Source organism: Janthinobacterium sp. BJB401 (assembly GCF_013372745.1).
In the GTDB taxonomy this organism is placed as follows: Bacteria; Pseudomonadota; Gammaproteobacteria; order Burkholderiales; family Burkholderiaceae_D; genus Janthinobacterium; species Janthinobacterium rivuli.
In genome coordinates, this window is the sequence record NZ_JABXFH010000026.1 from 18,738 (window position 1) to 40,707 (window position 21,970).

The following is a 21,970-nucleotide window of genomic DNA, read 5'->3' on the forward strand; positions in this document are numbered from 1 at the left end:
ATTGCCGGACGTGCAGGCGCCTGCGGGCCGCGCGCTTGTCCGGTTACACAAGAAATCCTTCACATGACATATCGTTTGGTGCACCTGCTTGCGGGTTCCGCGCTGCTGTTCGCCGTCGGCGCCGCCGGCGCTGCCGTTTCCGTGGATGAGGCCGTCCCTGCCGCGCAGGACGACGGCGTGCCGCGCTTCGAGATCCGCCGCTTTGACGTCCAGGGCAATACCCTGCTCGCCTCCGCGCAGGTGGACGCCCTGCTGGCGCCCTTTACAGGAGCGCAGCGCGATTTTTCCGATATCGCCCGCGCCGTCGAGGCGCTGGAAGCGGCTTATCGCGAGCGTGGTTACAGCGCCGTGCAGGTGCAATTGCCCGAACAGGAACTGGAACGGGGCGTGGTGCGCCTGAGCGTGCTGCAAACGCCGCTGGGCAAGCTCGCCATCAGCGGCAATGCCTGGGTCGACGAGGCCAACGTGCGGCGCGCCTTGCCGTCCCTGCGCGAAGGCGAGACGCCAAATGTGCCGGCCCTGTCGCAAAGCCTGAAGCTGGCCAATGAAAACCCCGCGCGCAAGATCGAAGTGCGCCTGCAGGCCGACGAGCCGGCCGGCGCCATCGACGCCATCGTCACGGTGACCGATGAAAAGCCGTGGAAAGCCATGCTCAATGTGGACAATACGGGCAATGCGCAAACGGGCAAGACGCACGTGGGCGTAGTGCTGCAGCATGCCAACCTGTTCGGCCGCGATCACGTGGCCAGCCTGCAATACACGAGCAGCCTGGAAAAGCCGGACAAGGTGGGCGTGTATGGCGCCGGCTACCACTTGCCGCTGTATGCGCTGGGCGACTCGATGGATTTTTTCGCCAGCTATTCGAACGTCGATTCGGGCAGCATCTCGGCCGGCATTGTCGACCTGGCCGTCAGCGGCCAGGGCAGCATGGCCGGCATCCGCTACAACCAGAACTTTGCCCGCAGCGGCGATTTCGAACCCAAGCTCGTGTACGGCGTCGACTACAAGGCTTACCGCAACAGCGTGCAATTGTTCGGCATGGAACTGGGCGCCGACGTCACCGTGCACCCGCTCAGCGTCAGCTACATCGGCAACTGGACCTTGCCGACGGGCGAGACCAGTGTGGCGGTCACCTTCGCGCATAACATTCCAGGTGGCAAACACGGCGCGCAAGCCGATTTCGACCGGGTGCGCGCACACGCCAAGGCCGCCTACAACACCTTGCGCCTGAGCGCCAGCACGGGACGCGTGCTGGCCGGCGACTGGCAATGGCGCGCGCTCGTCAACGCGCAAGTCACGCCGGATGCGCTGGTGCCGGGCGAACAGTTCGGCGCCGGCGGCGCTTCGTCCGTGCGCGGTTTTGCCGAGCGCGAGGTATCGAACGATTCGGGCGCCAACCTGAACCTGGAATGGTACACGCCGAACTGGTGCGGCCAGGCGCTCGGCTACCAATGCCGCGCGCTGGCTTTCTATGACACGGCATGGCTGCGCCGCAACCATGGGCTGCCCGGCGAAAGCGCCTCGCAGGCCATCGGCAGCGCCGGGCTCGGCCTGCGTTTGCTGCTGAGCCGTTACGCCAATTTGCAACTCGATTACGCCCACGTCGTCAATGGCGGCGACACGGGACAGCGCGATGCCAATCGCCTGCATTTCCGCCTCGCCTTGGCCTACTAGTATCAGGATGAACACCATGCACAACCACGTTCAACACGCCTCCGTTTTCATCCTGACGCCACCGTTTGCACCACCCTTGCGCCGCACGGCGCTGGCGCTGCTGCTGGCCGGCTGCTTTGGCGCGGCGCAGGCCAACCCCGCCTTGCCGCAGGTGGTCAACGGACAGGCGACGTTCAACCAGCAGGGCAACATCTTTTCGATCACGAACACGCCCAACACCATCATCAACTGGCAGAGCTTTTCCATCCATGCGGGCGAAATCACGCGCTTCATCCAGCAAAGCGGCAATAGCGCCGTACTCAACCGCATCACGGGACACGACCCCAGCAAGATCCTGGGCAGCCTGGAATCGAACGGCAAGGTCTTCCTGATCAACCCGAACGGCATCGTCTTCGGCCAGGGCGCGCGCGTCGATGTGAACGGGCTGGTGGCGTCCAGCCTGGGCATGACGAACGAGGATTTCCTGGCTGGCAAGCGCCAGTTCACGGCCGGCGGCGTGGCCGGCGGCGTCGGCAATGCGGGCACCATCAATGCGGGCAAGGGCGGGCAAGTGCTCCTGATCGCGCCGAACGTGGAAAACACGGGCATCATCACGGCGCCGAACGGTGAAGTAATCCTGGCAGCCGGGCGCAGCGTGCAGCTGGCCGACCCCGGCAATCCGCAATTGCGCGTGCTCGTCTCGGCGCCGACCGACCAGGCCCTGAACCTGGGCCAGATCATCGCCCAGGGCGGCAGCATCGGCATGGCCGGCGCACTGCTCAGCCAGCGCGGCGTGCTCAACGCCAACAGCGCCATCGTCGGCGACAATGGCAGGATCGTCCTCAAGGCCAGCGGCAAGGCGCTGCTCGAAGCGGGCAGCGTCACCAGCGCCACGGGCGCGACCGATAAGGGCGGCGACATCCAAGTGCTGGGCGAGAAGGTGGGTTTGCTGGGCAATGCGAAGGTCGACGCCAGCGGCGCGGCGGGCGGCGGCACGGTCTTGCTGGGCGGCGACTACCAGGGCAAGAACGCGGCCGTGCAGAATGCGCGGCAAGTGCTCGTTGGCAAGGACGCCAGCATCCATGCTGATGCGATCGTCAGCGGCAACGGTGGCAAGGTCATCGCCTGGGGCAATGAATCGGCGCAGGTGCACGGCAGCATTTCCGCACGCGGCGGCGCGCAGGGTGGCGACGGCGGCTTCGTGGAAACCTCGGGCCATTACCTGGCCGTCGACGGCATCCGCGTCAATACCAGCGCGGCGCATGGCAAGCGCGGCAACTGGCTGCTCGATCCTTACGATATCACCGTGATCGCCGGTTCGGACGGCCAACTGGGCGACGTCGACCAGTTCGCCGATGCGCCATCGACTGGCAACGCCAGCATCGGCGCCGACCTCATTTCTGGCGCCAGCAGCAACGTCACCTTGCAGGCAACGCATCGCATCAATTTCAACAGCGCCATCAATATCATGCAGCAAGGCGTGGGCCTGACGGCGCAGGCGGGCGAAACGATCAATGTCAACGCATCCATCAGCACCAATGGCGGAGCCGTCAGATTGTTGGCCAATGATGCCAGCAGCGGCAGCGTTGGCGCTGTTGGCTCGCATGTGAATCTGGCCGCGCCGATCACCAGCAATGGCGGTAGCGTTTATCTGTCGGGCGCTGGCGTGAGTGGCGCCGGCGTGGTCAATGTCGGCAGCGGCCATCTGAGCCTGATCAGCAATTTCCAGGGCGGTGCTATCGACCTGACCGGTAGCGGAGATCAGTTGCAGGGCAGCGGCATTGCCGGCCAGACGGTGATCCTGCAGGCAGACAATATCGGCATTAACGGCACGCTCAACTTCGGCGGCACGGCCGGCGGCGCGAACGTGATCATCAAACCTTTGAGCAGTGCGCGCAGCATCGACCTGGGCACCAAATCGGGCTCGGCCCTCAGCTTGGACGCGATTGAACTGGCTGGCATCTCGGCCGCATCGCTGACCATCGGCGACGGCACGAACACGGGCGGCATGCGGATATCGGATGCGCTCGCGAGAACCGGCGATCTGCACCTCAATTCAGGTTCCGCCATCACGGCCACGAGCGCCGTGACGGTGGACGGCAGCTTTGTGCTCGACGGCGGCAACTGGGTGCAAAACGCGGCCGTCCTGCCAGGGTTCAGCGCCAGAAGCTTTGCCATCGGCAGCGGCGCCAGCTTCCTGCGTGCGGTCGGCGGCGATGGCGGCGCGTCCTCGCCCTATCTGATCGCCGATATCCATGGCTTGCAAGGCATCGGCAGCCTTGGCTTCGGCAACAGCTATCGCCTGGCCGGCAACATCGACGCCAGCGGCACCGCGAACTGGAACGATGGCCAGGGTTTTGTGCCGATCGCCGGCAGCGGCGGCGGTTTTTCCGGTGTGTTCGATGGCGGCGGATTTACTCTCAGCAATTTGAAAATCGACCGCAGCGGACGGTCCGGTTCGGCGGCAGGCCTGTTTGGCACCGTCCAGGGCGGCACCTTGCGCAACCTGACCCTGAGCGGCGGCAGCGTCACCGGTACGGCCAACGTGGGTGCGCTGGCGGGCGAGGTCGTCAGCGGCAGCATCGACGGCGTGAACAGCAGCACTTCCGTCAGCGGCCAGCGCAATGTCGGCGGCCTGGTGGGCAGCAACGGCGGCGCCATCACCATGTCCAGCAGCAGCGGCGCCGTCACTGGCGTCAATGCCGATGGCGGCGGCGCCATCGGCGGCCTGGCGGGATGGAATGCATCCAGCGCCAGCATCACGACCTCGTACGCCACCGGCGTGGTGACGGGCGCGCGCGAGATGATCGGCGGCCTGGTCGGCAACAACCAGGGCGCGCTGAGCCAGTCTTATGCCACCGGCAATGTCACTGGCGCGCGCAGCATCGGCGGCCTGGTGGGTCTGAACGGCGGCAGCATCGATGATGCATATGCCAGCGGCGCCGTGGGCCGGGCCGGCGTTGCCGATCCCATCCTGGCCTGGGAAAACATGGGCGGGCTGGTCGGCGAAAGCACGGGCAGCGTCAGCCATGTCTTCAGCAGCGGCGCCGTGACTGGCAACGGCTATGCGGCCGTGGGCGCGGTAGCCGGCCGCGTGGCCTCCGGTTCCCCGTTCAGCTATGGTTTTTTCAATTATGAAACGTCGCTGGTGCAGATGGATGGCGGTGGTTCCAGCGGACGCAGCACGGCGCAGATGCAGCAGCAGGGCAGTTTCAACGACTACAATTTCGGCAGCACCTGGCGTATCTACGAAGGCTACACGACGCCGATGCTGAAGGCTTTTCTCAAGCCGCTGCAAGTGAATCTTTCTGGCAATGCCGCGGGCAAGGTCTACGATGGCCAGCTGGCCGCCTTCCTCGGCGCGATCGGCTATGTGGGATTGCTCGATGGCGACACTGGCGTGAATGGCAGCCTCGGCTACGGCAACGCGCGCAACGTGGGCAGCTATGCGGCGACGGGCCTGTGGTCGACCAAGTACGACATCACGATGGGCGGCACGACGACCTTCGCCATCACGCCGCGCGCGCTGACGGTGAGCATCGGCGGCAATGGCAAGATCTATGACGGCACCCTGGGCTACGACGGCGTCAATTTCGTGCTGGGCAATGTGGTGGCGGGCGACAACATCAGCATCAGCGGCAGCGCCGCCTTCCTCGACAAGAATGCGGGCGGCAGCAAGGCGGTGCACGCCAGCGGCCTGGCTCTTGGCGACAATGAGCTGGGTAACTACAGCCTGGCCGCGACGACGGCGGACGGCACGGCGGCCATCACGGCGCGCGTGCTGAACTATAGCGTCACGGGCGCGCAAAGCCGCGTCTACGACGGCACCGTGCAAGCTGGCCTGAATGGCTACTTCGAAGGCATGGTTTCGGGCGACCAGGTCGGCATGGCCGGCTTGCAGGGCAGCTTCCGCGACAAGCATGTCGGCACTGACAAAACGGTTGATTACCAGGTGGCGACCGGCCAGCTGACGGGCGCCGATGCGGGTAACTATGTTCTCAATGGAAATGCGGGCAGCACCACGGCCGACATCACGGCGCGCACCCTGAACGTGAGTTTCAATGGCGTCAACAAGACCTACGACGGCACGACGGACGCGCAAGTGAACTTTGGCGACGACCGCATCCAGGGTGACGCCTTGACGGTGGCGGGCAATGCCGTGTTTGGCAACAAAAAAGCGGGTGTGGGCAAGGCAGTACATGTGACGAACGTGGGTGTGAGCGGCGACGACGCGGGCAACTACGTGCTCAATAGAAATGCGGGCAATACCACGGCCGACATCGCGGCGCGCACCCTGAACGTGAGTTTTAATGGTGTCAACAAGACCTACGACGGCACGACGGGCGCACAGGTCAACTTTGGCGACGACCGCATCCAGGGCGACGCCTTGAGCGTGGCGGGCAATGCCGCGTTTGGCAACAAGAATGCGGGTAACGGCAAGGCGGTCACGGTGACGAACGTGGGTGTGAGCGGCGACGATGCAGGCAACTATGTGCTGGTCAGCAATGCAGGCATCACCACGGCCGACATCGTGGCGCGCACCCTGAACGTGAGTTTTAATGGCGTCAACAAGACCTACGACGGCACGACGGACGCACAGGTCAACTTTGGCGACGACCGCATCCAGGGCGACGCCTTGAGCGTGGCGGGCAATGCCGCGTTTGGCAACAAGAACACGGGTAGCGGCAAGGCGGTCACGGTGACGAACGTGGGTGTGAGCGGCGACGACGCAGGCAACTATGTGCTGGGCACCAACGCCGGCAGCACCACGGCCGACATCACGGCGCGCACCCTGACCGTGAGTTTTAATGGCGTCAACAAGACCTATGACGGCACGACGGGCGCACAAGTGACCTTTGGCGACGACCGCATCCAGGGCGACGTCTTGACGGTGGCGGGCAATGCCGCGTTTGGCAACAAGAATGCGGGTAGCGGCAAGGCGGTCACGGTGACGAACGTGGCGCTGGGTGGCGACGATGCAGGCAACTATGTGCTGGTCACCAACGCCGGCAGCACCACGGCCGACATCGCGGCGCGCACCCTGAACGTGAGTTTTAATGGCGTCAACAAGACCTATGACGGCACGACGGGCGCGCAAGTGAACTTTGGCGACGACCGTATCCAGGGCGACGTCCTCACGCTGGCGGGCAATGCCGCGTTTGGCAACAAAAAAGCGGGTGTGGGCAAGGCAGTACATGTGACGAACGTGGGTGTGAGCGGCGACGACGCGGGTAACTACGTGCTCAATAGAAATGCGGGCAATACCACGGCCGATATCGGCGCGCGTGCGCTGAACCTGTCCGGCGTGGTCGGCAACAAGGTCTACGATGGCACGACTGGCGCGCAGCTGAGTCTGGGCGATGACCGTGTCGCCGGCGACAGTTTAGTGGCCTCGGCAGTGGCCAACTTTGCGGACAAGAACGTGGGCGTAGGCAAGGCCGTGCAGCTCGCTGGCGCGGCGCTGACGGGCGCCGATGCGGACAATTACTTTATCGTCCTGCCGACGGGCTTGCTGGCCAGCATTACGCCCGCCAGCCTGACCCTGGTTGGTCTGAGCGCCTCCGGCAAGGTGTATGACGGCAGCACGAATGCGGCAGTCAGCGCCACGGCGAGCGGCGTACTGGGCCAGGATGTGGTCAGTGTGGTTGGCGGCAGCGGCAGCTTTGCCGACAAGAATGCGGGTGCCGCAAAACTGGTGACGGCCAGCGGCTTCCGTCTGGCGGGCGCCGATGCGGGCAATTACACCCTGGAAACGACGGGCGGCACGGCGCAGGCATCGATTGCGCAAAAGCAATTGTCGACCTGGGTCGGCAGCGGCAGCGGCTTGTGGAGCGATGCGGCCAACTGGGACGGCGGTGTCGTGCCGGAAGGCGCGAACGTGCTGGCCGTCGACTTTAGCAACAGCAAGGGCATCGTTACCTACAGCGCGGCGGCCGGCAGCACCATCCTGAAAAACCTGAATTCGGCGACGGGCTTGCTGTTGACGGGCGGCAGCCTGACCTTGGGGGAAAGCGCGCTGGACCTCTCCGTGCTGGGCGGCCTGGCCGGCCTGGAAATCAGCGGCGGCAGCTTGTTGCTGAACGGCAGCCTGTCGGCGGACCGCTACGCGCAAGGCGGCGGCCTGCTGAGCGGCAATGGCAACTTGCTCGTCGCTAACAGTTTCAATCAGGCGGCCGGCGCCATCCGCCTGGCGGGCCAGCTGGCCATCACGCAAGCGGCTGGTGATTTGCGCTTCGCCAGCCTGGCGGCGAACGAAGTGAAACTGAGCGCCCTGAACGGCGCCATCGGCCAGGACGGCGCGCTGCTCGCCAGCAGCGTCACTGCGCAGGCGCGCGATGGCATCGTGCTGGGCCATGCGGGCAACCAGGTAGGCAGTTTTACCGCCAGCAATAGTGCAGGGGGCGGCATTGCGCTGAACAATACCTCGGCGCCGGGCACCCTGACCCTGGGAACGCTCACCACCGGCGCGGGCAATATCGCCATCGACAACACGGGCGGCGTCACGGCGGGCAATATCAATGCGAATGGCGGCAACGTCAGCGTGACGGCGCACAGCCCCGTCATCGTCAACGGCAGGATCGCGGGCAACGATATTGCGCTCGATGCCAGCACGGATGTGGTGCTGGGTGATGGCGCGCAACTGGCGGCGGTGCGCAATGTCAGCATGACGGCGGGCCGCGACATCAATGTCGGCGGCAATGCGCAGATCGCTGGCGGCGGCAATGTCAGCGCCAGCGCGGGCGCGAATGTGCGTTTTGCGGACACTGCCAGCGTCACCTTGCCGGCAGCGGCCAGCATGAGCATGCTGGCGAAAACGGGCAGCATCACAGGCGACGCGGGCGTGCGCATCAACCGCCAGCGCAGCGGCGTGACCCTGCTGGCGCCGAATGGCACGGTGAGCATGGCGGACGCCATCTTCCTGTCAGCGACCACCATCGACAAGCCCGTGATCGACGCCGCCACGAGCGCGGCCATCGATGATGCCTTGCGCATCATCAAGCAGGCCGATCGTGCCAACGATACGCTCGTGTCCGCGCCGCAAGCCAAGCCGGACGACAAGAAGAAAGACAGCAAGGATGTTGCCGAAGCCAAAGATAAACCCACAGGATACAAACTCGATGATGCCGCTAAAAAAATGTACTGCAATTAAGGCCTTGCTGTGGCTGGCCCTGACGTGCGTGGGTGCGCACGCCTGGGCCGGACAGGTGGCCGGCACCGTCATGCAACTGAGTGGTCCGCTGATGGCCAAGAAGATGGACGGCAAGGTGAAAATCCTGGCCATCAAGTCCGAGGTCGAGCAGGGCGATACCTTGCTGACGGAAAAGGAGACTTATGCCTTGATCAAGCTGATCGACAATAGCGAAATCACGCTGAAGCCGAATACCAGTTTCGTGATCGAGCAATTCAGCTACACGGCCGAGCAGCCCGATGGCGACCATGCCATCTTCAGCTTGCTCAAGGGAGGCTTGCGCTCCGTCACGGGCCTGCTGGGCAAGCGCAACAAGGAGCGCTTCGAGATGAAAACGCCGGCCGCCACCATTGGCATCCGCGGCACGACGTTTATTGCCAGCTATGTCGCTCCCTCGGCAATGCCGTTGCCAACGGCGGCGCCATCGGCAGGACCAGGCCTGGCTCCGGGCCTGTATGTGCACGTGCTTGACGGCCTGATTCAGGTGAGCAATCCGGCTGGCGCGCAAAGCTTTGCTCCGGGCCAGTTTGGCTTTACACCCAACTTCAGGCAGCCGCCTGTGTTGTTGCCCGTCAATCCAGGCCTGCCGTTCACGCTGCCGCCGGCCTTTTTGCCATCGCCCTCAAGCGGCGGCGCCCCTGCCGGCGGCACCAAGGCGGCCGCCATCGACTGCGTGGTGCGCTAAGTCTTCAAGCAAGCTCTGCACACCGTGCAAATAGGGCTTGACCTTCCCATCATGGGATAGCAGATCCTGACCCTATTCGTTAATCTTTCGTACAGGATCTGCCATGAACCAGAGTACACTCGCTCCCGCCAATTCCAGTCCGCCCCCTCCCGCCGCCGCGCATGCGCAGGCGCTGGCCATCGAAGGCATGACTTGTGGCTCGTGCGTGGGCCGCGTGGAAAAGGCCCTGGCCGCCGTGCCCGGCGTGACCCAGGCCAGCGTCAACCTGGCCACGGAAGTGGCCAAAATCACATCCGATACGCCGATTCCCCTGGCCACCTTGCAGGCGGCCGTGGAAAAGGCCGGCTACACGGTGGCGCAGCGCGAGATCGACCTGAACATCGCCGGCATGACGTGTGCCTCTTGCGTAGGCCGGGTGGAAAAAGCCTTGCTGAAAGTGCCCGGTGTGCTGGGCGCCAGCGTCAACCTGGCCACGGAAAGCGCGCGCATCAAGGTGACGGGCGGCTTGGAAGCGGGCACCCTGATCGCCGCCATCGACAAGGCCGGCTATGTAGCCAAACTGCCCGCCGCCAGCCAGTCCAGCGCGCCCGCTGCCGCACCGAACCGCGACGGCATGAAAGTGGCGTTCGCGGCCGTGCTGGCCTTCCCCTTGATGCTGCCGATGCTGCTCGAGTGGGCCGGCATCCATCTGATGCTGCCCGGCTGGCTGCAATTCGCGCTGGCGACACCCGTGCAGTTTTACTTTGGCGCGCGTTTCTACAAGGCAGGCTGGAAGGCGGCCCGCGCCGGCAGCGGCAATATGGACTTGCTGGTGGCGCTGGGCACGAGCGCCGCGTATGGCTTGTCCGTCTACCAATGGCTGACGGCGGGCGAAATGCTGCCGCACTTGTATTTCGAGGCGTCGGCCGTCGTCATCACCCTGGTGCTGCTGGGAAAATGGCTGGAAAGCCGCGCCAAGCGCCAGACGGCCTCGGCCATCCGCGCGCTGCAAGTCTTGCGTCCGGAATCAGCCCGCGTGCGCCGCGACGGCGTCGAAATCGACTTGCCCGTGGAGCAGGTAAAAGTGGGCGACCTGGTGGTCATTCGTCCCGGCGAGCGGGTGGCCGTCGATGGCGTGGTGGTGGAAGGCGCCAGCCAGATCAATGAGTCCTTGATCACGGGCGAAAGCTTGCCGGTCGATAAGCATCCGGGCGACAAGGTCACGGGCGGCGCCATCAATGCCGACGGCTTGTTGCTGGTGCGCACGCAAGCCGTGGGCGGCGAGACGACCTTGTCGCGCATCATCCGTCTGGTGGAAGATGCGCAGGCGGCCAAGGCGCCGATCCAGCACCTGGTCGACAAGGTCAGCGCGATCTTTGTTCCCGTGGTGCTGGTGCTGGCGCTGCTGACCATGCTGGGCTGGTGGTTCGCCACTGGCGAGCTGGAGAACGCCATCATCAATGCCGTGGCCGTGCTGGTCATCGCCTGCCCCTGCGCGCTGGGCCTGGCCACGCCGACGGCCATCATGGCCGGCACGGGCGTGGCTGCCCGTTATGGCATTTTGATCAAGGATGCGGAAGCGCTGGAAGTGGCGCACGCCGTCAATACCGTCGTGTTCGACAAGACGGGCACCTTGACCATTGGCAAGCCTGCCCTGGCGGCCCTGCATGCGCATGGCATCGACGATGCCCGCCTGTTGCAACTGGCGGCCAGCATCCAGCGTGGCAGTGAACACAGCCTGGCGACGGCCGTGCTCGATGCGGCTGGCGCGCGCCACATCGAGCCCTTGCCCGCCACGGCTCTGTCTGCCTTGCCGGGCCGCGGCCTGGCAGCCCAGGTCGATGGCCTGGAATTGAAACTGGGCAGCACGCGCCTGATGCAGGAGTTGCACGTGGACATGACGCCGCTGGCGGCACAGGCCTTGTCGCTGGAAAACACGGGCAACACGATTTCGTGGCTGGCTTCGGGATCGGAACTGCTGGGCTTGTTCGCCTTTTCCGACCAGGTCAAGCCGAACGCGCAGGCGGCCATTGCCCACTTGCACAGCCTCGGCATCCAGACGGTGATGTTGACCGGCGACAACCAGGGCAGCGCGGACGCCGTCGGCAAGCTGCTGGGCATCGACACGGTGGCGGCGAAAATGCTGCCGGCCGATAAAACCGCTAAAATTGTCGCGCTGAAAGGCGAGGGCGCGAAAGTGGCCATGGTGGGCGACGGCATCAACGATGCGCCCGCGCTGGCGGCCGCCGACGTGGGCATCGCCATGTCGACGGGCACGGATGTGGCCATGCATGCGGCCGGCATCACCCTGATGCGCGGCGATCCGGCCCTGGTGGCGGACGCCATCGATATCTCGCGCCGCACCTACAGCAAGATACGGCAGAATCTGTTCTGGGCATTCATTTATAACCTGATCGGCATTCCCTTGGCCGCCTTCGGCCTGCTCAACCCCATGGTGGCGGGCGCGGCGATGGCCTTCAGTTCGGTCAGCGTGATCAGTAATGCCCTGTTGCTGCGCCGCTGGAAAGCCCGCAGCGCGCATACCAAGGAGTCATAGGATGAATATCGGCCAGGCGGCAAGCGAGACGGGCGTATCGGCAAAAATGATACGCTACTACGAGAGTATTTCATTGTTAAAACCCAGCGCGCGTAGCGACGCCGGTTACCGCATCTACACGCCGAACGACTTGCACGCCCTGCGTTTCATCAAGCGCGGGCGGGGGCTGGGCTTTTCGCTGGAGCAGATCCGCGAGCTGCTGTCGCTGTGGCAAAACGACCAGCGCGCCAGCGCGGACGTGAAAGGCATCGCGCTGGCCCATGTCGCCGATTTGAATCAACGCATCGCCGAACTGACGGAAATGCGCGATACCCTGGCGCACCTGGCGCAATCGTGCCATGGCGACGACAAGCCCGATTGCCCCATCCTGCAAAGCCTGGGGCTGGCCGGTGACAAGGAAGCGAAAGCATGTTGCCCTTGATGTAAGTCAACGGAGGTGCCTATGGCGTATGAACTGTACTATTGGCCCGCGATACAGGGGCGCGGCGAATTCATCCGTCTGGCCCTGGAAGAGGCGGGCGCCGACTACCGCGACGTCGCCCGCTTGCCTGAGCGCAAGGGGCAAGGCGTTCCCGCGATGCTGGCCTGCCTCGATGGCGGCAGCACGCCACAGGCCGCCTACGCTCCTCCTGTGCTGCGCGAGGGCGACGTGCTGATCGGCCAGACGACGAATATCCTGTTGTATCTGGGCCGGCGCCTGGGCCTGGCGCCACGTGCGGAAAGCGGCCGTTTGTGGCTGAACCAGCTGCAATTGACGATGGCCGACTGGCTGACGGAAGTGCACGACACGCACCATCCGCTGTCGATGAATCAGTATTACGAAGAGCAAAAACAGGTGGCCACGCTGCGCAGCGCGGATTTCCGCCAAACTCGTTTACCCAAGTTTCTCGATTATTTCACGCAAGTGTTGCTGAACAGCCGCGGCCAGTATCTGGTGGGGGCCAGACTCACGTATGGCGACCTGTCGCTGTTCCAGATGCTGGCCGGCCTGCAGTATGCGTTTCCGCAAGCCATGGCGCGTCTGGCGCCGCAGTATCCAGTCTTGTTTGCGCTGCACGATATGGTGGCGGCGCGGCCGAACATCGCCCGCTACCTGAAGTCAAAGCGCAGGATACCCTTCAACGAGGAGGGCATCTTCCGCCATTATCCCGAACTGGATGGATAAAAAAACAGCCGGCGCAAGGGCCGGCTGTCTTGTCGAAGCGACTGCTGTTATTGCGCGCTGGTAACGGGAAATCCCGCCTCCACGATGGCGGCGCTGATGGCGCCCAGTTCGGCCGGTGATTCCACCGTGACGCGCTTGCTGGCCAGGTCGATCTGCACCTGGGCTTGCGGATCGATGGCTTGCACCGCTTTCGTGACCGAGCCGACGCAATGGCCGCAGCTCATGTTTTCAACTTGTAACTGGTACATGGCAAGCACTCCTTGAATGGTTAAGTGTGTCCACTGTAAGCCTTACCCCAATGGTAAGGTCAAGCTTAGTGCAGCAGAAAATCGTCAGCCTGCATGGGCGGCGGCACGTTCTCGTCCTGCACGGATTCGCGCAAGCTGATTTCGATGGCGCGGCACATGGCCGACAGCGGCAGATCGTTGGCGTCTTCGCCGAACGGTTCCTCGATCTCGTCGCCCAGCGCATCGAGGCCAAAGAAGGTGTAGGCGACGATGGCGACGACGAAGGGCGTCATGAAACCGAGCGAATCGACGAGGCCGAAAGGCAGCAGGAAACAGTACAGATAGGCCGTGCGGTGCAGCAGCAGCGAATACGAAAACGGAATCGGCGTGCTGCGGATGCGTTCGCACGAAGCGCCCGCGCCCACCATGGCCGAGACCGTGTTATCGATCTGCGTGGCCAGGATGCTGTCGATGCGGCCTTGCCGGACGCAGTCGGCCAGGTCGTGGCCCATCTGCAGCATCAGGTAGTCGGACGGATTCGATGCCTTGCAGGCCGCGTCCCATTCGGCCGGACGCAGCAGCGGCTGTAAATCGGCCGGCCCGCGCGTGTCGCGCAGCTGGTGGCGCAGGGCGTGGCAAAAGGCGATGGTGCGATAAATCATGCGCACGCGCACGTCTTCCAGGCCCAGCCTGGCGTGGGCCGGCGTGTCGCTGCGTATCATCGTCTGGCACTGGCGCGAGAAATTCCGGCTGCGCAAGACCAGTTCGCCCCACAGCTTGCGCGCTTCCCAGTAGCGGTCGTAGGCGGCCGTGTTGCGAAAGCCCAGGAAGATGGCCAGCGGCAAGCCGATCAGGGTGAACGGGATGGTCGTGAGGATCACCTTGTGGTCGAACAGGGTGCCGTGGCACCAGGTGACGAGGGTGGCGATCAGGGTATTGACGATGAGCGTGGTGCGGATGCGCGGCAGGACGGAACCGCGCACCACGAGGAACAAGCGCAGCGCCGAAGGACGCTCGCGCACGATCATGCGGTGCTCCCTGTGGGGAGCTGGGCCGGCGGGGAACGGCGCGCCCGGTGATCGTTAAAAGGGGTAAGGCGGAGTGGCAATGGCCGGGAACAAAAAGCCCGCGAGGTATGCGGGCTGAGCTGGGTGTGCATGGGAAGCAGTGTAGGGGAGACGGCTTGAGTATAGGCCGCTGACCCGTTTCCAGCCAATTCACAGTGATAATGGGCATCATTCATTTCATGAATGAATATTTCATTTGTAATTTAAATTCGCGTCATCACCTCAATGACGATTGTCTTTTTTCTTGCGCTGTGGCCAGTCGCAGCACTCGAAGATATCAGCAGTATCACATGCCTTGTCCAGGCAGTTCATCGATGGCAAGTCACAGGGCACGTCGCAGTCGCAATACCCCGCCTGTGCCTGGCGGCGCGCGCTGCGCCGTACTTGCGGATGCAGCGCGAGGTGTTGGCGATGCCGTTCGCCGCAGGCGCGCAAGCGGCGTTGCAACAGGGGCAGGCCCGTGCGCAAGCCATGACGTTCAATCACCCGGTAGCCATAGGCGGAGCAGCTGTCGCGCCCCGTCAGCACGCGGTAGGCGCAGGAAAAACCTTTCCATGGCGACAGGTAGCGCTGGTAGGCGCGAATGGCCCACAGGGCCAGGCGTGTGCCGCAAGTGTCGAACGAGAAAATGCCAGCTCCTTTGCCGAGGGCGTCAAGACGGTGGTGCGAGCATACGACAAGTGCCAAAAAAATAATAGCGCCAGCGGCCTAGGCTGCCATGATTTTCCAGCCATACCAGCCGAATGCCGCCACCCACGCCAGCAAGATCGCCAGCCCCGGCAGCAGCAGCCACTTCACCGCCGCCTCTTCCCACGCCGCATACGGCTTGCCGCCGCGCATGATGGCCAGCAGCGCCTGCCCCCCGTTCAAACCGGCAAACGGCAGCAGGTTGAAGGCGCACAGTTTCAACGAGAACAGGGCGAACGCCAGTGCAAAGCCGTGCGTGCGCGCAAACGTTTCCCCATCACCCAGCAATGCCTGCGCCGTCGACAACGGCGCCAGCGCACCGTGGACGATCTGCCCGAAGGCAGCGACAAAGCGCTCCCAGCCCGACGCCCCCATGATGCCCAGCGACAAGGCCAGCAGCACCCCCACGCCGCTCAATGGCAGCAGCACCTGCTTCCACAGCGGCTGGAAGTTATAGGCGTCAAGACATGGATCGTCGTCATACAAGGTTTCCTCGCGCGTATCCTTCAGCACCACGTTGCCGGCCAGGGGCAGCAGCTTGACCTGGACCTTTCCCACGGCCAGCAGGGTAGGTCCCACGCCGTAGCTGACGCTGCGCACGGTAATGCCGAATGCGCGAGCGCACGCGGCCATGACGGAAATGTGGATGAGCATGAAGAGGGCGGCGCAGAGCAACAACGGGAGAATGGGATGCATTGCAGGAAAGTTGGGATGGTCAAAGCCATGTATTAGAACATAGCGCCAGGAAAGCTCTTGCCCGGTAGCGCGCATGTCAATCGAATCACTCTTGCTAGAAAAATAATTCTGAGGTGTAATGTCTTTAGCAAAAATATATATTTAGTAATTTTCAGGCGCGAGATCGCCTATTGGGAGTCGCTGATGCTCGCTTCGCCGCTTACGGACTTCACGCAAGCCACCAGATTACTGCAATTGACCACGCCACTGGGCGAAAATCGCTTGCTTGCCGAATGCGTGCGCGGCGAAGAAGGGCTCAGCCAGGGGTTTGCGTTTCAGATCGCGGCCCTGTCCACGGACGCCGCCATCTCGCTGCGCACGCTGATCGGTCAGCCCGCCCTGCTGCAGTTGTTGACCGCCACCAGCACCGACGACTGGCGCCCGTTTCACGGCCACATCACCGCTGTCGAATTGGTTGGCGCGAATGGCGGCCTGGCGCGCTATCACCTGACTGTGGAACCGTGGACGGCGTTCCTGGCGCACGGCCGGGATAGCCGCGTGTTCCAGGACATGACCGTGTGCGACATCCTCGATGCGCTCTTTGCCACGTATGAGGGGCAAGGCAGGCTGGCGCCCGCATGGCGCTTCGATATTGCCGAGCGCGCCGTATATCCACAGCGCAGCCTGACCACCCAGTATCAGGAAAGCGACCTGGCGTTTGCCGAACGGCTGATGCTGGAAGAAGGCCTGTTTTACTATTTTGAACATATGGGCGACGCCAGCAGCCCGTCCCTGGGCGGCCACACGCTGGTCATCGCCGACCATAATGGCGCGTTTCCGCCAAATGCCCAGCCCGCCGTCAACTTCACGCAACCGGGCGCCGTGATGAAGGTCGACAGCATCGACCGCTGGCGTACCGAATGGCGCCAGCAAACCAATGCCATCGAAATAGGCAGTTGGGATTACCGCTCACGCGATCAGCGACCAGTCGCCGTCCATGGCGACTTTTCCGGCGCGACCTTGCTCAGCCGCGACGTGCCTGGCGCTTATGCTTACGCGTCGCGCGAACAGGGGCAGCGCATCGCCGTCAGGCAGTTGCAAGCGCTGCAGGCCTGCAAGGAGATCCATGTCGGCGCCGGTACCGTGCGCACGTTGTCGCCCGGGACCACTTTCACCTTGCACGGCCATGCGTTATTCGACGCGGCCAGCGATGACGAACGCCATTTTTTAATCGTACGCACGGTTCATTTGATGCATAACAACTTGAGCGCCGACTTGCAGGCCAGCATCAGGCAGAGAATCAGTACCGGCCTGCTGGCCATGGCGATCAGCAAGGAGCAGGACAGCGGCCTGCTCCAGGGGGCGGGCATCGCCGAACGGCCCCTTTACCGTAACCGCGTTGATGCGATCCGCAGCAGCACTCCTTATCGCGCCACAGGCGCCGACCAGCACGGCCGTCTGCTGCATCCGCGCCCGACCGTAGCCGGGCAGCAGACGGCGATCGTGGTCGGCCCTCCCGGAGCCGTGATCCATACCGACCGAGATCATCGTATCAAGGTGCAATTTCACTGGCAACGAGGCACGCTCAGCCACAGCCGCCTGCCACACCCGCATGCCGACAGCCATACTGGCGCGCCTGGCGACGATGGCGCCGGCACCTGGGTGCGCGTGGCTACCACGATGGCGACCATGGCGGGCGCCAACTGGGGCGCAAATGCAGTGCCCCGCGTCGGCCAGGAAGTGCTGATCGATTTTTTAGAAGGAAACATCGATCGTCCGGTGGTCATCGGCACAGTCTACAACGGCCAGGGGCAGTCGGATGCTCAGCAAAACCAGGTGACCCACGGCGCGGGCGCAGCGACCGGCAACTCCCCGGCCTGGTTTCCGGGCGCTGCGGCCGGCCACGCCCATCCGGCGGCCTTGTCCGGCATTAAGTCGCAAACAATGAGCCATAGCGGCTTGGGCAGCGGCGCCTACAGCCAGTTGGTGTTCGATGACAGCCCTGGCCAGTCGCGCCTGTCGCTGCAACGCCATGCCGCCGCGCACGAAGGCACGGCGGAATTGAATCTGGGCCACTTGCGCCACCAGACGGACAACCAGCGCCTGGCACCGGCCGGTTTTGGTGCCGAATTGAAGACCGAACATGGCGCCGCGCTGCGTGCAGGACAAGGCCTGTTGCTGTCGACGCATCAGCGCAGCGGCGGCAGCGTGATGGATGCAAGCGAGGCGGTGGCGCAAATCGAACACAGCCTGGCGCTGCAAACGACACTGGCGCAAACTGCGCAAAAACATAACGCCGGTCTGAAGGACGAGCAAGGGCAGGCCGAAGCGGCGCCCGACACCTTGCCCGCGCTGCGGCAAATGCGGCACAGCATCGACACACTCAAGGCTGGCGACGGCAGCGGCGCGGCCCAGGTCATCGCCTACAGCGCCCCCCTGTTGCAACTGTCCAGCCCGGCCGGCATCGCCGCCACCACGCCGGCCCATGCCATCTTTGCTGCAGGCAACACCATCAGCATCGTGGCCGGCCATGACATCAACTTTGGCGCGCAAGGTAACCTTTTCCACGCTGTACAGTCCGGTATCAGCCTGTTCACCTATGGCAAGGTCAGCAAGGCCGACAAGCCGAACCAGGAAACCGGCATCAAGCTGCACGCCGCCAGCGGCAAGGTCAGCAGCCAGAGCCAGTCGGATGAAACCAGGCTGACCGCCGACAAGGCGGTGACAGTGGCAAGCACCAGCAAAGGCATCAACATCGCGGCCAAGCAGCACGTGCTGATGACAGTCCAGGGCGCTTATATCAAGCTCGAAGGCGGCAATATTGAGATCCACGGGCCGGGTAAGATGGAGTTCAAGGCCAGCATGAAAGAGTTGACGGGGCCGGCGCGCAGTACGGCGAAGCTGCCCTATTTGCCGAAGGCTGGCCAGGCTAAAAATTTCCTGGAATTGAATTATCGCTGGGACGATCTGCAACCGATGGTTGGGGCACCGTACACGCTCTTGTTTGCCAACGGCGTCACGATGGAAGGCAAGCTCGACGCGCACGGCTTTGCCCGCCTGGATGATATTCCGAACAGCGGCGCAGTGGTGCTGTATGGAGAGGACGAGCGTGACGCCGAACCGCGCAAGAAACAGAAAACCAATCAGGTGATCGGCGCTAAACCGCGTAGCGATGAAGAGGCGCAAGCCGTCCTTGAAAAATATCTGGCGCAGGAAGATGCGTATTACAACGATAATTATTTTCCAGACGAATTAGCCGAGATGAGTGCTGAGCGAACACCGGGCGCGGGGAGCCGCACACTCGAATACGATTTCCACTATGACGATTACCGCTATGCCGACGAAGAGACACCTGAAGACAGGGAAACCGAGAAAAATTATCGCGAGCGGCACGACAATGGTGAGGGGCAGGCATGAGTAATGTCGTGGGCGCTGTAGGGCCGGGCCATGGCAATGTCGTCTCGCCTGCCGGACGCGCCCTGCGCGAAGCCGACGATGGTATCGGCGGCTGGCTGGCCGAACTGGTGACAGGAGCAGGGTCCTCTCCATCGCACATCATCGTCACCGGCATCCTCGGAGTGATTCCGGGCGTTGGCCAGGCTATGGATGCGCGCGATCTGATTTTGGGCGTGATCCAGATTTCCAGATATCCTGCGGCAGTGGGCGGCTGGGTGGAGTTGGTGATCACCCTGGTCGGCTGCGTTCCGGTAGTGGGCGACAGCCTGAAAGTGGGTTTTAAACTCATGAAGCAAGGCAGTCATTTTGGCCGCGTGCTTGAAGCGGTCTCGCCTACCCTGCGCGGCAACGTTGAAAAATTCATGCGCAAGATCGATTGGGGCGCGCTAAGCAAGGATAGCAAAGGCCTGTTCAACAGTGCCATCGAAACCTTCATCGACGGCATCGACAGCTGGGTGGTCAAAGCCATGGCAGGCGGACCGGAAATCAGACAGCTCATCGGCGAACTGAAGGCGTTGCAGAAGCAGGGGCCGCGCATGATCGACGATGCCTTTGCCGACCTGAAAAAAGTGCACGCGAAGATGATGGGAGATGAACTTCCTCACACCACGGCGGCGCTAGGAGCGGCCACGGGCAAGGTGGCGCGGCAAGAGGCGCAGGATCTATCCAAGATCGTTGCCACGAAAGAAGGAAAGGCCGTCGCAGGGGGCGACAAGAAACTGCTGGCAAAGAAAAACAAGGACGCGAAGGAAAACAAGGCCACGCCGAATACCACCAAGGTGAATACCAAGAAAAAAGGCGAGAAAAAGAAAAGTTGGCGTAGCGGGGTGCCTGCGGAGCACATTACTGACTACTCTGTGAAAAACAAACATATTGCTTTTCACAAAGCTAATAATGGGGGTGTTTTGACTGAAGAACATAGCATGCCGCACAACGGCCTTGATCACCTGTGGTCAAATCCCTTGAATTTGATACAACCATTCGTGGTTGGCGAAACCAAGTCAAGCATCTTTGATTCCTTTAATTTAATCAATGCGTTGCCTTGCGAGATGAAAGAAAAATTTAATGCATTGAGAGAAGATGAAGCTGCCAATCCTCTCAAAAATGGAAGACCTAATATATTTGATAGTGAAGGACGCGATGAATATGCCGATAAGATCGTAAATGTAGGGCGTTCTGGAAATACAGGAGCCATAAGAGGCGGCCTGAATAAAGCCAATCGTGAAACAAAACTGGCTGCCCAGATGAGCCACGCCTGGATTGTCAATGCTCTGGAAAAAGAAAATCTCACAGCGCAAGGTATGATTATTAAAAAACTGATTAGGAAATATGAAAAATCCCAAGCGTCTGATAAAAGTTGCAGCCGCCCTTATGAGCGCTGGATTTGCTTGGTAACCGGAAGGCAATTGGCGCAGCATAAAAAATCAAACGGAAGTAAACATGCGATACAATTAATTTTTAATATTCCAGATAATTTAATGAATAGATAATTTAGAGGGTGACTTGTGGAAAAAATTATTGAGATGGATGATTTTCATAAGAGTAAAAGAGAAAAATTATTATCCTATGATATCTATAAGGAAAAGTGCGAGGATATAATTGAAACTTTTGACGTTGTGGGTGATAGCCTTAATAAAAATCAAGTTCATCTAAATAAGATTGAGCCTGTAAAGCTAATGGTCGCCACAAGAAGGCGATCTTGGGATGCAATAGATTTTCTCTCTGTTCAATATAGCGCCGGCATCGAAATTAAAAAAATAAGAAATTTTTATCCTGAGGTGCTGAGTTATTGGGAATCCTACGCCAAGTATAACGAGATTTACGATTCTCGACAAATATCAGAAAGTGATAGAGGTTTTCCACATTTCGAATTACCTGGTAATGATTTTGATCGTGTAAATAGGATGATGTGTTTTGGTATTTTATTGGGCTGGGATAATGCAATTCCACTTCTGGTGCCAATCATTGATTTTAATAATTACCAAAAAGATGGGATGCTGGAGCGGATGCTCGGGTTCTTTGTCAGTAGCAGACCGGAACCTCCCGACTCTTGTTTGCGGCATCTGCCATATTTTAAGACATTGAAAATTTTTTCAGCAGCGGAAAAAGATCGTCCAGCTTTGATGGCCGAGTATTTGGACGATTGGTACCACGCCAGCCGGCGCGAGCCATATTACGATGCGCATACGCGCGATATCTCATTCTGGGGTTATTGGTCCTGGGAAGCCGCAGCCATCACTTTTTTGCTCGACATCGACGACAGCAGTTATGCCAGCGCGCAGTTCTATCCCAAGGATCTGGTCGATTTCGCAAGGCAGGCCAGAAAGGATTACGCGCCGGAAGGCAGCGACCCGATGGCGCCCAAGGAACTGCGCGCCAAGGCTGGCGATCCCTGCCCTAAGGCTGGATTATGGCAGTCGCTCGATGTGGTGCCGGAACTGCGTCGTTATCAACAGAACGAGGAAATGGACAATCTGGGTTCGGTGTATGGATTGACCGTCTGGCGATTTACTGAACATGAACAATGACTGCATTGCGTATCTATTTTCGAGTCTGAAAAAGCATCACTTGAAATCCAGGATATAGTCCGCTGCACGGGACGCATGGCCCTGCGGGGCAGCAGCCAAGCG

The 21,970-nt window shown here is 61.7% G+C and carries 13 protein-coding genes; 9 read left to right on the forward strand and 4 right to left on the reverse strand.

Annotated features, from left to right (window positions below; genetic code table 11):
* Positions 1 to 63 precede the first annotated feature (63 nt).
* The 6 genes from HWE17_RS17245 (at position 64) to HWE17_RS17270 (ending at position 13,228) form a co-directional block, all read left to right on the forward strand.
* The gene (locus HWE17_RS17245; protein ID WP_176389565.1) at positions 64 to 1,674 is read left to right on the forward strand and encodes a ShlB/FhaC/HecB family hemolysin secretion/activation protein; all 1,611 of its coding nucleotides are present in this window, start codon (positions 64 to 66) and stop codon (positions 1,672 to 1,674) included.
* 16 nt (positions 1,675 to 1,690) lie between these two features.
* Positions 1,691 to 8,803, forward strand: coding sequence for a YDG domain-containing protein (locus HWE17_RS17250; RefSeq protein ID WP_176389566.1), 7,113 nt, complete (start codon positions 1,691 to 1,693; stop codon positions 8,801 to 8,803).
* Positions 8,772 to 9,527, forward strand: a complete 756-nt coding sequence (locus tag HWE17_RS17255; protein WP_255206285.1) for a FecR domain-containing protein — start codon at positions 8,772 to 8,774, stop codon at positions 9,525 to 9,527. The genes HWE17_RS17250 and HWE17_RS17255 overlap by 32 nt, the downstream gene beginning before the upstream one ends.
* 103 nt (positions 9,528 to 9,630) lie before the next feature.
* Complete coding sequence (locus HWE17_RS17260) at positions 9,631 to 12,063, forward strand: heavy metal translocating P-type ATPase (RefSeq protein ID WP_176389567.1); 2,433 nt, start codon at positions 9,631 to 9,633, stop codon at positions 12,061 to 12,063.
* Between the two features lies 1 nt (position 12,064).
* Positions 12,065 to 12,484: a Cu(I)-responsive transcriptional regulator gene (cueR, locus tag HWE17_RS17265; protein ID WP_035821007.1), complete on the forward strand. Its 420-nt coding sequence runs from the start codon at positions 12,065 to 12,067 to the stop codon at positions 12,482 to 12,484.
* A gap of 21 nt (positions 12,485 to 12,505) precedes the next feature.
* Positions 12,506 to 13,228, forward strand: a complete 723-nt coding sequence (locus HWE17_RS17270; RefSeq protein ID WP_176389568.1) for a glutathione S-transferase — start codon at positions 12,506 to 12,508, stop codon at positions 13,226 to 13,228.
* A gap of 47 nt (positions 13,229 to 13,275) precedes the next feature.
* Here HWE17_RS17270 and HWE17_RS17275 read toward each other — a convergent pair whose 3' ends face one another.
* The 4 genes from HWE17_RS17275 to HWE17_RS17290 all read right to left on the reverse strand — a co-directional run bounded on the left by HWE17_RS17275 (position 13,276) and on the right by HWE17_RS17290 (position 15,863).
* The gene (locus HWE17_RS17275) at positions 13,276 to 13,476 is read right to left on the reverse strand and encodes a heavy-metal-associated domain-containing protein (RefSeq protein ID WP_034750458.1); all 201 of its coding nucleotides are present in this window, start codon (positions 13,474 to 13,476) and stop codon (positions 13,276 to 13,278) included.
* A 65-nt stretch (positions 13,477 to 13,541) separates the two neighbouring features.
* Positions 13,542 to 14,483 carry a bestrophin family protein gene (locus HWE17_RS17280; RefSeq protein WP_176389569.1) on the reverse strand — a complete coding sequence of 314 codons (942 nt, stop codon included), beginning with the start codon at positions 14,481 to 14,483 and terminating at the stop codon, positions 13,542 to 13,544.
* 261 nt (positions 14,484 to 14,744) lie between these two features.
* A complete protein-coding gene (gene yidD, locus HWE17_RS17285) occupies positions 14,745 to 15,209 on the reverse strand; it encodes a membrane protein insertion efficiency factor YidD (RefSeq protein ID WP_217916806.1) in 465 nt (154 codons plus the stop codon).
* 21 nt (positions 15,210 to 15,230) lie between these two features.
* A complete protein-coding gene (locus HWE17_RS17290; protein WP_176389570.1) occupies positions 15,231 to 15,863 on the reverse strand; it encodes a site-2 protease family protein in 633 nt (210 codons plus the stop codon).
* Between the two features lie 225 nt (positions 15,864 to 16,088).
* On the opposite strand from HWE17_RS17290, the gene HWE17_RS17295 reads away from it, so the two are divergent.
* Genes HWE17_RS17295 through HWE17_RS28960 form a run of 3 tightly spaced genes read left to right on the forward strand, consistent with a single transcriptional unit; the run spans position 16,089 to position 21,868 of the window.
* The gene (locus tag HWE17_RS17295) at positions 16,089 to 19,301 is read left to right on the forward strand and encodes a type VI secretion system Vgr family protein (protein ID WP_176389571.1); all 3,213 of its coding nucleotides are present in this window, start codon (positions 16,089 to 16,091) and stop codon (positions 19,299 to 19,301) included.
* Positions 19,298 to 20,830 carry a hypothetical protein gene (locus tag HWE17_RS17300; RefSeq protein WP_176389572.1) on the forward strand — a complete coding sequence of 511 codons (1,533 nt, stop codon included), beginning with the start codon at positions 19,298 to 19,300 and terminating at the stop codon, positions 20,828 to 20,830. The genes HWE17_RS17295 and HWE17_RS17300 overlap by 4 nt, the downstream gene beginning before the upstream one ends.
* Before the next feature lie 15 nt (positions 20,831 to 20,845).
* On the forward strand, positions 20,846 to 21,868 hold the full coding sequence (locus HWE17_RS28960) for a PoNe immunity protein domain-containing protein (RefSeq protein ID WP_176389573.1): 1,023 nt from the start codon (positions 20,846 to 20,848) through the stop codon (positions 21,866 to 21,868).
* Positions 21,869 to 21,970: the final 102 nt, after the last annotated feature.